At 72.2% G+C, this 12686-nt stretch carries 12 protein-coding genes; 9 read left to right on the forward strand and 3 right to left on the reverse strand.

The genetic code is table 11. The features are described from left to right. Positions 1-27 precede the first annotated feature (27 nt). Entirely contained in the window at positions 28-1953 is a 1926-nt protein-coding gene (locus ACIBJB_RS24890) for a DUF5107 domain-containing protein (protein ID WP_398933310.1), read from the forward strand. A gap of 13 nt (positions 1954-1966) precedes the next feature. On the opposite strand, the gene ACIBJB_RS24895 is transcribed toward ACIBJB_RS24890, so the two are convergent. Beyond that, the gene (locus ACIBJB_RS24895) at positions 1967-2317 is read right to left on the reverse strand and encodes a VOC family protein (RefSeq protein WP_398933311.1); all 351 of its coding nucleotides are present in this window, start codon (positions 2315-2317) and stop codon (positions 1967-1969) included. 126 nt (positions 2318-2443) lie between these two features. On the opposite strand from ACIBJB_RS24895, the gene ACIBJB_RS24900 reads away from it, so the two are divergent. Together ACIBJB_RS24900 and ACIBJB_RS24905 are read left to right on the forward strand one after the other, a co-directional pair. Beyond that, positions 2444-2947 (forward strand): phage holin family protein, encoded by a 504-nt coding sequence (locus tag ACIBJB_RS24900; RefSeq protein ID WP_398933312.1) that lies wholly within the window; start codon positions 2444-2446, stop codon positions 2945-2947. 32 nt (positions 2948-2979) lie between these two features. Beyond that, entirely contained in the window at positions 2980-3987 is a 1008-nt protein-coding gene (locus ACIBJB_RS24905; RefSeq protein ID WP_398933313.1) for an SDR family oxidoreductase, read from the forward strand. Between the two features lie 44 nt (positions 3988-4031). On the opposite strand, the gene ACIBJB_RS24910 is transcribed toward ACIBJB_RS24905, so the two are convergent. Together ACIBJB_RS24910 and ACIBJB_RS24915 are read right to left on the reverse strand one after the other, a co-directional pair. After that, a complete protein-coding gene (locus ACIBJB_RS24910; RefSeq protein WP_398933314.1) occupies positions 4032-5123 on the reverse strand; it encodes an enolase C-terminal domain-like protein in 1092 nt (363 codons plus the stop codon). 3 nt (positions 5124-5126) lie between these two features. Beyond that, complete coding sequence (locus ACIBJB_RS24915; RefSeq protein WP_398933315.1) at positions 5127-6086, reverse strand: LLM class F420-dependent oxidoreductase; 960 nt, start codon at positions 6084-6086, stop codon at positions 5127-5129. Between the two features lie 139 nt (positions 6087-6225). Between ACIBJB_RS24915 and ACIBJB_RS24920 the strand changes: the two genes are divergently transcribed. The 6 genes from ACIBJB_RS24920 to ACIBJB_RS24945 are packed head-to-tail and all read left to right on the forward strand — an operon-like array spanning position 6226 to position 12679. Beyond that, a complete protein-coding gene (locus ACIBJB_RS24920) occupies positions 6226-8241 on the forward strand; it encodes an FAD-dependent oxidoreductase (RefSeq protein WP_398933316.1) in 2016 nt (671 codons plus the stop codon). Next, the gene (locus ACIBJB_RS24925) at positions 8238-10085 is read left to right on the forward strand and encodes a transketolase (protein WP_398933317.1); all 1848 of its coding nucleotides are present in this window, start codon (positions 8238-8240) and stop codon (positions 10083-10085) included. The genes ACIBJB_RS24920 and ACIBJB_RS24925 overlap by 4 nt, the downstream gene beginning before the upstream one ends. Continuing rightward, the gene (ligD, locus tag ACIBJB_RS24930; RefSeq protein WP_398933318.1) at positions 10082-11014 is read left to right on the forward strand and encodes a non-homologous end-joining DNA ligase; all 933 of its coding nucleotides are present in this window, start codon (positions 10082-10084) and stop codon (positions 11012-11014) included. The genes ACIBJB_RS24925 and ligD overlap by 4 nt, the downstream gene beginning before the upstream one ends. Positions 11015-11059: 45 nt before the next feature. Then, a complete protein-coding gene (locus ACIBJB_RS24935) occupies positions 11060-11428 on the forward strand; it encodes a gas vesicle protein (protein ID WP_398933319.1) in 369 nt (122 codons plus the stop codon). Positions 11429-11486: 58 nt separating this feature from the next. Further along, positions 11487-11912 (forward strand): gas vesicle structural protein GvpA, encoded by a 426-nt coding sequence (locus ACIBJB_RS24940; RefSeq protein ID WP_398933320.1) that lies wholly within the window; start codon positions 11487-11489, stop codon positions 11910-11912. After that, complete coding sequence (locus ACIBJB_RS24945) at positions 11909-12679, forward strand: GvpL/GvpF family gas vesicle protein (protein ID WP_398933321.1); 771 nt, start codon at positions 11909-11911, stop codon at positions 12677-12679. Before ACIBJB_RS24940 ends, ACIBJB_RS24945 begins: the two co-directional genes overlap by 4 nt. The last annotated feature ends 7 nt before the right edge of the window (positions 12680-12686 follow it).

Genomic DNA, 12686 nt, shown 5'->3' on the forward strand with positions numbered 1-12686 from the left:
TGGCCGACTCACCGCCGAGCGGTTTCCATGGTGATCGTGACGACGATCCGGCGAGACGTGCTCACCCTGCCCGCCGCACCGCTGGGCCCGGACAACCCGCTGCCGCCGCTGCGGCTCCTCCACGAGGTGCATCGCATCGACGTACGGGACCGGGACGACCTGCCCCGCGACATGGCCCGGCAGGCCGGTTACGGGCCGCTGAACAGCCTGCTGCCCGTCCGCGTCCGGGACGGCTACGGCAGAGAGCGCGCGCCCCGCGAGTTCGAGACGATCGTGATCGAGAACGACCGGCTCAGGGCCACGGTCCTCCCCGGTCACGGCGGCCGGGTCGCCTCCCTCCTCCACAAGCCGACCGGGAGTGAACTCCTTTACCGCAACCCGGTCTTCCAGCCCGCGAACTTCGCTCTGAACGGCGCCTGGTTCTCCGGCGGTATCGAGTGGAACATCGGCGCCACCGGTCACACCACCCTCTCCTGCGCCCCCCTGCACGCCGCCCGCGTGCCCGCCCCCGACGGCGGGGAGATGCTCCGCCTGTGGGAGTGGGAACGGCTGCGCGACCTGCCCTTCCAGGTGGACCTGTGGCTGCCGGAAGAATCGGACTTCCTGTACGTCGGGGTGCGGATCCGCAATCCGCACGAGCGGCCGGTGCCGGGCTACTGGTGGTCGAACATCGCCGTGCCCGAGGAGCGCAGGGTGCTCGCCCCGGCCGAGGAGGCCTGGCACTTCGGACACGAGCGGCACCTGAGCCGGGTGCCCGTCCCGCCGGACCCGCTGAGCAGCCCGTACGCCGCCGACTACTTCTACGACCTGCCCGACGGTCAGCGCCGCTGGATCGCCGCCCTCGACTCCGAGGGGCACGGCCTCGTGCAGACGTCCACCGACGTGCTGCGGGGCCGCAAGCTGTTCGTGTGGGGCACCGGCAGCGGCGGCCGGCGCTGGCAGGAGTGGCTCACCGAGCCCGGCACCGGCGGGTACTGCGAGATCCAGGCCGGGCTCGCCCGCACCCAGCTGGAGCACGTACGGCTGGACGCGGTGAGCGAGGTGGCGTGGCTGGAGGCCTATGGGCCGCTCAGCGCGCCGCCGAAGCCGGCCGCGGCGGAGGCGCGCCTGGAGGCCGTACTGCCGCGTGCCGCCGTCGACGAGGCCTACGCCGCCTGGAAGCCGTACGCCGACACCGAACCCGGCGAGGTCCTCGCCGTCGGTTCGGGCTGGGGCGCCCTCGAAGTGCTGCGCGCCGACTGGAAGTTGCCCGGCACGCCCTTCGAGGAGAGCACCCTCGGCGAGGCCCCGGCGCCCTGGCTGGAGCTGCTGCGGGCCGGGTCCTTCCCCGAACCGCGCCGGGTGCGGCCGCCCGGCGGGACACTGGTCGCGCAGCACTGGCGGGACATGCTGGAGACCGCGCCCGCCACCCCGCTCACCGAGTACCACCTGGGAGTGGCCCAGTGGCACGCCGGTGACCGGGCACAGGCGGTGCGCAGCTGGGAGCGGGGGCTGGAACTCGCCCCCTCCGTCTGGCCGTTGCTGCGCTGTCTCGCCGTCGCCGACCAGGAGACCGGCAACCGGGAGCGGGCCGCCGACCGGTACGCCGACGCCTTCGACGACCTGTGCCACGAGCGGCGCGACGACGGCGAGTCGTGGACGGCGGCCACCGCCGCGCTGGGCCGCGAGGCGATCGAGGCGCTCCTCGCGGCAGGGCGCACGGCCGAGGCGCGTTCCGTGTGGGAGCGGCTGCACCCGGGGATCCGGGCGCGCGGCCGGTTCCGGCTGATCGAGGCCGAACTGCTCCTCGCCGAGGGGCGGCCCGAGGCGGCGCGCGCCGTCTTCGACGAGGGCTTCGAGGTCGCCGATCTGCGGGAGGGCGCCGAGGCGATCAGCGAACTGTGGAGCCGCGTCAGCTCCCCCGAAGAACCGCTTCCGCCGCACTACGACTTCCGCATGCGGCCGCAGACGTAGGCACGTCGGTCCTCTAGCCGACGTTGCGGTCCACGTACTCGTACACCACGCCGTCCGGATGCATCGCGATCAGGTTGCGGCCCACCGGAGTCGGCACAGGGCCGGCGATGACGCGGGCGCCCAGCTCGCTGAGCAGCCGGTTGGCCTCGTCGACGTCCTTCACCGCGATGGTCGCCGCGACCTTGCGCAGCACCTCCAGCTCGGCCTCGGGTCCGCTCATCAGCAGGAAGCAGCCCACCGCGGCCACCTGGACGCCGCCGCGCTCGAAACGGAGAGCCTTGGCGCCCGCCAGCCGTTCGTAGAAGACGACCGCGGCCTCCAGGTCATCGACACAGACACGCAGCGTGGTTCCCAGAATGTCCATGCGGACGAGCCTAATTGCGGCGGCCGGGCCGCGGAGATCGTTTCACGCGATCCTCCCGACCCGACCGCCCGCACCGCACAGGCGACCCCGGCGTTATGGGCACGCCTGTGCGGGTACCCGGCGGCCATGGAGCGCTTGGATCACCTGGAGCATCTGGACAAGCATCTGGTCGACGAGCTGGCGCAGGTGGCGCGCGAGACCGTACGGGACGAGCTGCGCGAGCAGACGCGCAAGCAGCGCCGTACGGCCATGCTGTACGCCGCGTCCGGTGCCGTCGCGCTGTACGCGGGAGCCGCCCTGGCACTGGCCGTGGGCCTCGCCCTCGCTCTCGGGCTGCCCGACTGGGCCGCCGCGCTGATCACCGCCGCGATCCTGGGGGCGGTGGCCTATGTGCTGCGCGGTGCCGCCAGGCCCGCCGCGTCCCGGCCCACGGCCGGGCAGGCGGAGACGGTGGCCGGACAGGACAGGGTCGCCGGCGCAGCGGCACCGGTGGCCGCACCGCCGAGCGGGCTCGGGACGCCGTATCCGCCCGTGCCGCCGGTCGCCCCCGGGGCGGTCGGCACACCGGAACCCGGCGCGGCGCCGCGGCAGGACGACGTCGACCCTGAGCAGCCGCACCACCGGGCGTGACGCGTGGGGACAGACGCAGGGAAGCAACGGGCGTGAAGCACGGCAAGGTCGTCGTGGTGACCGGGGCCAGCGGCGGCGTGGGACGGGCCACGGCCCGGGCCTTCGCCGAACGCGGGGCCCGGGTCGCCCTGTTGGCGCGGGGCCGCGAGGGCCTCGCGGCCGCCGCCGACGACGTGCAGCAGGCGGGCGGTGAGGCGCTCGTCGTGAGCGTCGACATGGCCGACTCCAAGGCCGTCGACGACGCGGCCCAGAAGGTCGTGGACGCCTTCGGGCACATCGACGTCTGGGTCAACAACGCCTTCTCCGGGGTCTTCGCGCGGTTCACGGAGATCACGCCGGACGAGTTCCGGCGGGTGACCGAAGTGACGTACCTGGGCTATGTGTTCGGCACCCGGGCCGCCCTCCACCACATGCTGCCACGGGACCGCGGGAGCATCGTGCAGGTGGGCTCCGCGCTGGCCTACCGGGGCATTCCGCTGCAGTCGGCGTACTGCGGGGCCAAGCACGCCATCCAGGGCTTCAACGAGTCCCTGCGGTGCGAGCTGCTCCACGCGGGCAGCGGTGTCCGTACGACGATGGTGCAGCTGCCGGGCGTCAACACCCCCCAGTTCGACTGGGTGTTGAACCGGATGCCGGGCCGGGCGCGTCCGGTGGCTCCGGTGTACCAGCCGGAGGTCGCCGCTCGCGCGATCGTGCACGCGGCCTTCCACGCGCGGCGGCGGGAGTACTGGGTCGGCGGGTCCACGGTGGCCACGCTCATCGCCAACGCGGTCGCGCCGGGGTTTCTGGACCGGTACCTCGCCCGCACCAACGTAGAGGCACAGCAGGAGGAGGGGGAGCACGGCGGTCCCGGGAACCTGTGGGTGCCCGCGGACGGGCCGCACGGGCGGGACTTCGGGGCGCACGGGCGGTTCGACGAGGAGGCCGTGTCCTCCAGCCCGCAGGACTGGCTGTCCCGGAACCGGGGACGCATGCTGGTGGCCGCCGCGGCCGGTGGGCTGGGCGCCGCGGTGACCGCAGGGCTGCGGCGTCGGAGCTGATTCCCTAGCGGGATTAGCGGATTAGCGGATTAGCGGGAGGTGTGTCAGGCCACCCGGTACTCCTCCACCTCCTCCGTGCGCAGCGTGAGGCCGTGTCCCACTCCCGCCACCGGGCGGACCGTGCCGCCCGTCGGGTCCAGTGCCCCGTCGAAGAACATGTCCTCGATGCGGACGTGGTCGTGGAACCACTCCATGTGCCGGATGTTGGGGATCGCGGCGGCCGCCGCGGCGTGCGCGTGCGGAGCGCAGTGGGTGGAGATCTCCAGGCCATGGGACTGGGCCAGGGCCGCCGCGCGCAGGAACTCCGTGATGCCGCCGCAGCGGGTCACGTCCACCTGGAGACAGTCCACCGCGCCCGCCGCGATCATGCGGGCGAAGTACGGGAGGTCGTAGCCGTACTCGCCGGCCGTGACATCGCAGACCAGTGCGTCGCGGACCAGGCGCAGACCGGTCAGGTCGTCCGAGGACACCGGCTCCTCGAACCAGCCGACGCCGTGCTCCACCAGGGCGTTGCCCACCCGGACCGCCTGCTTGCGGGTGTACGCGCCGTTCGCGTCGACGTACAACTCGGCGTCCGCGCCGATGACTTCGCGGGCCGTCCGGACCCGGGACAGATCGCGGGGGACCGCGCGCCCCCAGCTCTCGCCGATCTTCACCTTGACGCGGGGAATGCCCTGACCGTGCACCCAGCCGTTGAGTTGCGCGGCCAGATGCGTGTCGTGGTACGTCGTGAAGCCACCGCTGCCGTAGACGGGAACGCGTTCGCGGGCGACGCCGAGCAGGCGCGCCAGCGGGAGTTCCAGGAGGCGGGCCTTCAGGTCCCACAGGGCGATGTCGAGGGCCGAGACCGCGCAGCCCGCGATGCCGGGGCGGCCCGCGTTGCGGAGCGAACGGCACATCGCCTCGTGCAGCGCCGGGATGTCCAGCGCGCTGCGGCCCTCGACCAGCGGGGCGAGGTGCTCGGTGAGGAAGTCGCCGACCGCGGCCGGGCCGTAGGTCCAGCCCGTGCCGGTCTCGTCACCCGTCGTCACCTCGACGATCACCATGGTCGTGGTGTCCCAGGACAGTGTGCCGTCGGCCTCGGGGGCGTCGGTCGGCACCGTGTACACCGAGACGACCGGCCTGAGGAGTTTCATCGTTCATCCCTGCTGGAGCTGGGGCAGCACCTTCGTACGGTAGAAGTCGAAGAAGCCGCGCTGGTCGGGGCCGATCTGGTTGACGTAGACGCGGTCGAAGCCCGCGTCGGCGAACGCGCTCAGCGCGCTGATGTGATCGTCCACGTCGTCCCCGCACACCGCCTTCTCGCGCACCATCTCCTCGGTGACCAGCGGCTCCAGCTGCTCGAAGTGGCTCGGCGAGGGCAGGATCTGGGCCATCTCGCCGGGCAGGAACTGGTTGAACCACAGCTTGCGGACCGTACGGACGCACTCGTCCCGGTCGACGCCGTAGCAGACCTTCGTACCGCCGATGACCGGCTTCCCGGCCCCGCCGCCCTTGCGGAACTGCTCCACCATCGACTCCTCGGGCATCATCGTGATGTAGCCGTCGCCGACCCGGGACGCGAGCGCGGTGGCCGCCGGGCCGAAGCCGGAGATGTCGATGGGCACGGGCTCGTCGGGGACCGTGTAGAGACGGGCGTTCTCCACCGTGTAGTGCGGGCCGTGGTGGTTGACCTCCTCGCCCGTGAAGAGGCGCCGCATCACCTGGATCGACTCCTCCAGCATCTCGAGCCGGATGTGCGCGGGCGGCCAGACATGGCCGAGGATGTGCTCGTTGAGGGCCTCCCCGGAGCCGACGCCGAGGCGGAAGCGGCCGTTCGTCATCACGGCCGAGGTCGCCGCGGCCTGCGCCACGACCGCCGGGTGGATCCGCACGGTCGGGCAGGTCACGGCCGTCTCGATCGGAAGGGACACCGCCTCCGAGAGCGCGCCGATCACCGACCAGACGAACGGGCTCTGGCCCTGCGCGTCGTTCCACGGGTGGTAGTGGTCGGAGATCCACAGCGAGCGGAAGCCCGCCTGCTCCGCCATCCGCGCCTGTTCGACGAGGTCGGCCGGACCGAACTCCTCGCACGACAGGAAATAGCCGTATTCGGGCATGGGGGGTACCTCCGGCGGTTCCGTGATGAGAGGGCCCTGTCCGAGTACCCGGCGGCCCGTACGGAAACCGGCGTTTGGGTGCTCCGGCCAGGGGGACGCGGAAGGCTCCCGAGGTACGCGACAGCCCCGGAGGCGAACCGTGAGTCGACCCCGCATCGTGATCGTCGGTGCCGGCTTCGCCGGGTACCGGACGGCCAAGGAACTGTCCCGAAAGGCCCGCGGCAAGGCCGACATCACCCTGCTCAACCCGACCGACTACTTCCTGTATCTGCCCCTGTTGCCCCAGGTCGCCGCCGGGATCCTGGAACCCCGGCGGGTGACCGTCTCCCTCTCCGACACGCTGCCCCGGGTGCGGCTGGTGCTCGGCGAGGCCGACGGCATCGACCTGGACGGACGCACCGTCCACTACACCGACCCCGAGGGCGGCGTCGGCACGCTCGGCTACGACCGGCTGGTGCTGGCCGCCGGAAGCGTCAACAAGCTGCTGCCCATCCCCGGGGTCGCCGAGCACGCGCACGGCTTCCGCGGTCTGCCCGAGGCGCTGTATCTGCGCGACCACGTGACCCGGCAGGTGGAACTCGCCGCGGCCGCCGACGACCCCGCGACCTGCGCCGCGCGGTGCACCTTCGTCGTGGTCGGCGCGGGCTACACGGGCACCGAGGTCGCCGCGCACGGCCAGCTGTTCACCGACGCGCAGGTCCGCAGGCATCCGTTGCGGAAGGGCATGCGGCCGCGCTGGCTCCTCCTGGACATCGCGGAGCGGGTCCTGCCCGAGCTCGACGAGCATCTGTCCCGCACCGCCGACCGCACGCTCAGGGAACGGGGTGTGGAGGTGCGGATGGGCACCTCCGTGAAGGAGGCCACGCCGGACGGAGTGCTGCTGACCGACGGCGAGTTCGTCGAGACACGGTCGCTGGTGTGGTGCGTGGGCGTACGGCCCGATCCGCTCGCCGAATCGCTCGGGCTGCCCATGGAGCGCGGCCGGCTGCTGGTCGACCCGAACCTGCAAGTACCGGGGCGGCCCGAGGTGTTCGCGTGCGGTGACGCGGCGGCGGTGCCCGATCTGGAGAATCCGGGGCAGTTCACGCCGATGACGGCACAGCACGCCTGGCGGCAGGGGCGTACGGCGGCCCTCAACGTCGCCGCCTCCCTGGGGGCCGGTGTGCGCCGCCCCTACGACCACCGGGACCTCGGCTTCGTCGTGGACCTCGGCGGAGTGAAGGCCGCCGCGAATCCGCTGGGCGTCCCGCTGTCAGGCCTCGCGGCCGGTGCGGTCACCCGCGGTTACCACCTCGCCGCGATGCCGGGCAACCGCGTCCGGGTCGCCGCCGACTGGCTGCTGGACGCCGTACTCCCGCGCCAAGCCGTCCAGTTGGGCCTCGTACGGTCCTGGTCGGTACCCCTGGACACGGCCTCACCGGAGCTGGCCCGGGTCCCGGGACGACCGCAGGCCCGCCAGGAGGCCGACGCCCGCTCGGGGCCCGGGGCCGCGACGGAGCAGGAGACGAGGCCGGGCGGGCGACCGACCGGGCAGGGCGAGTCGGGGGAGCCTGCGGTGGGGCGGGGCGAGTCGGGCCGGACTGCGCCCGGGCAGCCGGGCGAATCTGCGGCCGGGCGGGCCGAGCTGGTGGAGCCTGCGTCCGGACAGGGGGAGCAGGTCGAGCTGGGAGAGTCGGGGAAGCCCGCGACCGCGCAGGCCGAGACCGTGGCCGAACAGGCCATTGCGCGGGAGCCGGCTGTGATGGCGAGCGCGGGCGAGGCGGTCATCGCGGAGGCGAAGGCGCGGGAGACGGCCGAGCAGGAGCCGCCTGGGCGGCGGGCGGCCGGCCAGGAGTTGCTTGGGCGGGACGCGGCTGGGCAGGAGGCGCCTGGGCGGCGGGCGGCTGAACCGCAGGCGCCCGAGCCTGCCAAGAGCCGGTCCGGGGGTGAACCGGCGAAGAAGCAGCCGGTTTCCCAACCGGCCGAGAACCAACCGGGCCGCGAACCCGCCAAGAACCAGCCCGGCGGTGAACCGGCGAAGAGCCAACCCGCCCCCGAACCCGCCAAGAGCCAACCCGGCCCCGAACCCGCCAAGACCCAACCCGACGGTGAGCCGGCTCAAGCCCCCGGCCCCGTCAAGCGTACCGACGCGGACCCCGCAGAAGGAGACTCATGAACACCGGTGAACTCGTCGAACTCGGCCAGCAGTTGCGTGTGGACAGCGTGCGCTCCGCGGCTGCCGCGGGCTCCGGGCACCCGACCTCCTCGATGTCCGCCGCGGACCTGATGGCCGTACTCCTCGCGAACCACTTCCGCTACGACTTCGACCGCCCCGAACACCCCGGCAACGACCGCTTCGTGCTGTCCAAGGGCCACGCCTCGCCGCTGCTGTACTCCGCGTACAAGGCGGCCGGCGCCGTCGACGACGAGGAGCTGCTGACCTTCCGCAAGCTCGGCAGCCGGCTCGAAGGACACCCCACCCCGCGCAAGCTCAAGTGGGTCGAGACGGCCACCGGTTCGCTCGGCCAGGGGCTCCCCGTGGGCGTCGGCATCGCGCTGGCAGGGAAGCGGCTTGACCGCACCGGCTACCGCGTGTGGGTGCTGTGCGGGGACAGCGAGATGGCCGAGGGCTCGGTGTGGGAGGCCGCCGAACACGCCGGTCACGAGCACCTCGACAACCTCACGGCGATCGTCGACGTCAACCGGCTCGGCCAGCGCGGCCCCACCCGGCACGGCCACGACCTCGACGCCTACGCCCGCCGCTTCCAGGCCTTCGGCTGGCACACCGTCGAGATCGACGGGCACGACGTGGACGCCATCGACCGCGCGTACGGCGAGGCCGAGTCCACCAAGGGCCAGCCCACCGCCATCCTCGCCCGCACCCTCAAGGGCAAGGGGGTCGCCGACGTCGAGGACCGCGAGGGACTGCACGGGAAGCCGCTGAAGAACGCCGACGACGCCATCGAGGAACTCGGCGGCGTACGCGACCTCCGGGTCCAGGTGCACGAGCCGCCGGCCGCCCGCATGCTGCACGCGGTCCGCTCCGGGCACCTGGAACTGCCCCGCTGGGACACCGGTGAGGAAGTGGCGACCCGCAACGCCTACGGGCAGGCCCTCACCGCCCTCGGCACCGGACGCGGTGACGTCGTCGCCCTCGACGGCGAGGTCGGTGACTCCACCCGCTCCGAGTTCTTCGCCAAGGAACACCCCGACCGCTACTTCGAGTGCTACATCGCCGAGCAGCAGATGGTCGCGGCCGCCGTGGGACTCGCCGCGCGCGGCTGGGTACCGTACGCCGCCACCTTCGCGGCCTTCCTCACGCGCGCCTACGATTTCGTGCGCATGGCCTCCATCAGCGGGGCCGGCATCAACCTGGTCGGCTCGCACGCGGGCGTCGCCATCGGGCAGGACGGGCCCAGCCAGATGGGCCTGGAGGACCTGGCGATGATGCGGGCGATCCACGGCTCGACCGTGCTGTACCCGTGCGACGCCAACCAGACCGCCCACCTGGTCGCCGAGATGGCGGGCCTGGACGGCATCCGCTATCTGCGCACGGGCCGCGGCGAGAGCCCGGTGATCTACGGCCCCGAGGAGGAGTTCCCGATCGGCGGCAGCAAAGTGCTGCGCTCCTCCGAGAGCGACCGGCTGACGGTCGTCGCCGCGGGCGTCACCGTGCACGAGGCACTGAAGGCCGCCGAGGCGCTGGACCAGGAGGGCATCCGCGTCCGCGTCGTCGACCTGTACTCGGTCAAGCCCGTCGACCGCGCCACCCTGCGGCAGGCCGCCGAGGACACCGGCTGCCTGCTGACCGTGGAGGACCACCGCGAGGAGGGCGGCATCGGCGACGCCGTCCTCGACGCCTTCGCCGACGGCCGGCCGGTACCGCGCCTGGTGCGCCTGGCCGTCCGTACGATGCCGGGCTCGGCGTCGCCCGAGGAGCAGCTGCACGCCGCGGGCATCGACGCCGAGTCGATCGCGGCCGCCGGACGGCTGCTGGTGGAACAGGCGATCGTGCCGTGACCGGGAACGACGTACGGACCGTACGGGCGGGGAAGCACACCGTCGAGGTGCACCGGCCGGACAAGGTCCTCTTCCCCGGCGGCGACGGCGCCAAGGAGTACACCAAGGGCGATCTCGTCGACTACTACCGGTCCGTCGCGCCCTTCATGCTGCCGCACCTGCGGGGCCGTCCCCTGATGCTGGAACGGCATCCGGACGGTGTCACCGGCCCGCGGTTCATGCAGAAGAACACCCCGGACTCCTACCCGGAGTGGATCGGCCGCGTCGAGGTGGAGAAGGAGGGCGGCACCGTCTGCCACACCGTCTGTGACGACACCGCCACCCTCCTGTACCTCGCCGACCAGGCCTCCCTCACCCTGCACCGCTGGCTGTCCCGGGTCGGCAGCGTCGAGCGGCCCGACCGGATGGTCTTCGACCTCGACCCGGCCGGGGACGACGACTTCGCCGCGGTCCATGAGGCGGCCCGGCTGCTCGGGGAACTGCTCGACGAGCTGAAGCTGCCCTCGGCGCTGATGACCACCGGCTCGCGCGGACTGCATGTGATCGTGCCCCTCAACGGCCGGCACGACTTCGACGAGGTACGGACGTTCGCCAAGGACGTCGCCGACACCCTGGTCGCCGACCACCCGGACCGGCTCACCACCGCCGCCCGCAAGAAGGACCGCGGCGACCGCCTCTACCTCGACGTACAGCGCAACGCCTACGCGCAGACCGCCGTCGCCCCCTTCACCGTACGCGCGAAACCCGGCGCTCCCGTGGCCACCCCGATGGCCTGGGACCAGCTGGACGACCCGGACCTGGACGCCCGCCGCTGGACCATCGCCGACGCGGTCGAACAGGCCCGCGGCAATCCCTGGGCCGGGGTCATGGCCAAGGGACGCGCCCTCGGTCCCGCCCGGCGCAGGCTGAACGCGTTGATGCCCGCTTGAAGGTTTGGCGAAGGAACGAGCGGCCACCCGAGGTGAGAGGTGGCCATGACGAACACAAAAAACTCATCGGAATCACAGAATTCACGAAATGCCCGCGAAGGGGCAGAAAAGGACACCGAAGAGAGCGTGGCGGAAAACCGGCGGCCGAGCCCCATGGAGGTGCTGCGCAACGCGCGCACCCAGCTGGCCGAGCTGACCGGCATGGCCGCCGAGAACGTGTCGTCCTTCGAACAGACGGAGGATGGATGGTCGCTCGAGATCGAGGTCCTGGAGCTGTCCCGCGTGCCCGACACGATGAGCCTGATGGCGAGCTACCAGGTCGATCTCGACCCGGAAGGACAGCTCACCGGCTATCGGCGCGTTCGCCGTTACGAACGCGGGCGCGCGGACGCACACAGGCAGGGCGGCCGTTAGGCCGCCCAACCACACAGACATCCGTTCACCAGCACACAGAAGAGGAGGCGCGGTCGGCATGACCGTTGTCCCGGCACAACAGGGCGGTGGCGGAGGCGGCTCCAGCGGCCTCTACGACGTTCTGGAACTGGTCCTCGACAGGGGTCTCGTCATCGACGCGTTCGTACGGGTCTCCCTTGTCGGCATCGAAATCCTGAAGATCGACGTCCGGGTCGTCGTGGCCAGCGTCGACACCTATCTGCGCTTCGCCGAAGCGTGCAACCGGCTGGACCTGGAGGCCGGGCCGCGCAAGGACCCCGGTCTGCCCGACCTGGTCGGCGAGATGACCGAGTCCGGCGCCCGCGGCAAGTCCAAGGGAGCGCTCTCCGGTGCCGCCGAGACCATCTCCGGTGCTTTCAAGCAGGCCCGTGAGGAGGGCCAGCCGGAATCCAGGCCGCGCGCCCGCAAGGCGACGTCCTCGCGCCGGAAGGAGGAAGAGGAGTGAGCACGTACGTGTACGGCATCACTGCCGCTTCCCACCCCACGCTGCCCGAGGACCTGGTAGGGGTCGGCGACCCCGCGCTTCCGGTGCGGGTGCTGAAGGAGGGCGATCTGGCGGCCATCGTCAGTGACGCCCCCGAAGGGTTGCGGCCCAAGCGCCGTGACCTCCTCGCCCACCAGAACGTCCTGAGCGAGGCGGGCGCGGACGGCTGCATCCTGCCCATGCGGTTCGGCAGCGTGGCCCCCGACGACGACACCGTCACCGGGGTGCTCGCGGAACGCCAGGAGCACTACAAGGAGCGCCTGCGGACCCTCGACGGCAAGGTCGAGTACAACGTCAAGGCCACGCACGACGAAGAGGCCGTACTGCACCGCGTGATGTCCGACAACCCGGAGATCCGCGCCGTGACCGAGGCCAACCGGAAGGCGGGCGGCGGCAGTTACGAGGAGCGTCTCAGGCTCGGCGAGATGGTCGTGGCCGCGGTCAAGGCCCGTGAGGCGGAGGACGCCGGCGAGGTGCAGCGCGCCCTGGAACCGGTCGCCGACGCGATCAGCGTGGGCCCCGAGTCCTCCGGCTGGCTCGCCAACGTCTCGTTCCTCGTGGAGCGCGACTCGGCCGCGTCCTTCCTGGACGCGGTGGACCAGCTGCGCAAGAGCCATCCGCACCTCGACCTGCGGGTCAACGGCCCGCTGCCGCCGTACAGCTTCGTCGACCCGGGCCCGGCCGAACCCGCGGGCACCACGGCCGGCGTCGACCACGCGGAGGAGTGAGGCGGCC

Source organism: Streptomyces sp. NPDC050759 (genome assembly GCF_044456945.1).
Lineage (GTDB): Bacteria > Actinomycetota > Actinomycetes > Streptomycetales > Streptomycetaceae > Streptomyces.

Excerpts from the sequence above, each read along its gene's own strand:
- ACIBJB_RS24890 (WP_398933310.1), top strand. The coding sequence starts at position 28 with ATGGTGATCGTGACGACGATCCGGCGAGACGTGCTCACCCTGCCCGCC.
- ACIBJB_RS24895 (WP_398933311.1), bottom strand. The coding sequence starts at position 2,317 with ATGGACATTCTGGGAACCACGCTGCGTGTCTGTGTCGATGACCTGGAG.
- ACIBJB_RS24900 (WP_398933312.1), top strand. The coding sequence starts at position 2,444 with ATGGAGCGCTTGGATCACCTGGAGCATCTGGACAAGCATCTGGTCGAC.
- ACIBJB_RS24910 (WP_398933314.1), bottom strand. The coding sequence starts at position 5,123 with ATGAAACTCCTCAGGCCGGTCGTCTCGGTGTACACGGTGCCGACCGAC.
- ACIBJB_RS24915 (WP_398933315.1), bottom strand. The coding sequence starts at position 6,086 with ATGCCCGAATACGGCTATTTCCTGTCGTGCGAGGAGTTCGGTCCGGCC.
- ACIBJB_RS24925 (WP_398933317.1), top strand. The coding sequence starts at position 8,238 with ATGAACACCGGTGAACTCGTCGAACTCGGCCAGCAGTTGCGTGTGGAC.
- ACIBJB_RS24935 (WP_398933319.1), top strand. The coding sequence starts at position 11,060 with ATGACGAACACAAAAAACTCATCGGAATCACAGAATTCACGAAATGCC.
- ACIBJB_RS24940 (WP_398933320.1), top strand. The coding sequence starts at position 11,487 with ATGACCGTTGTCCCGGCACAACAGGGCGGTGGCGGAGGCGGCTCCAGC.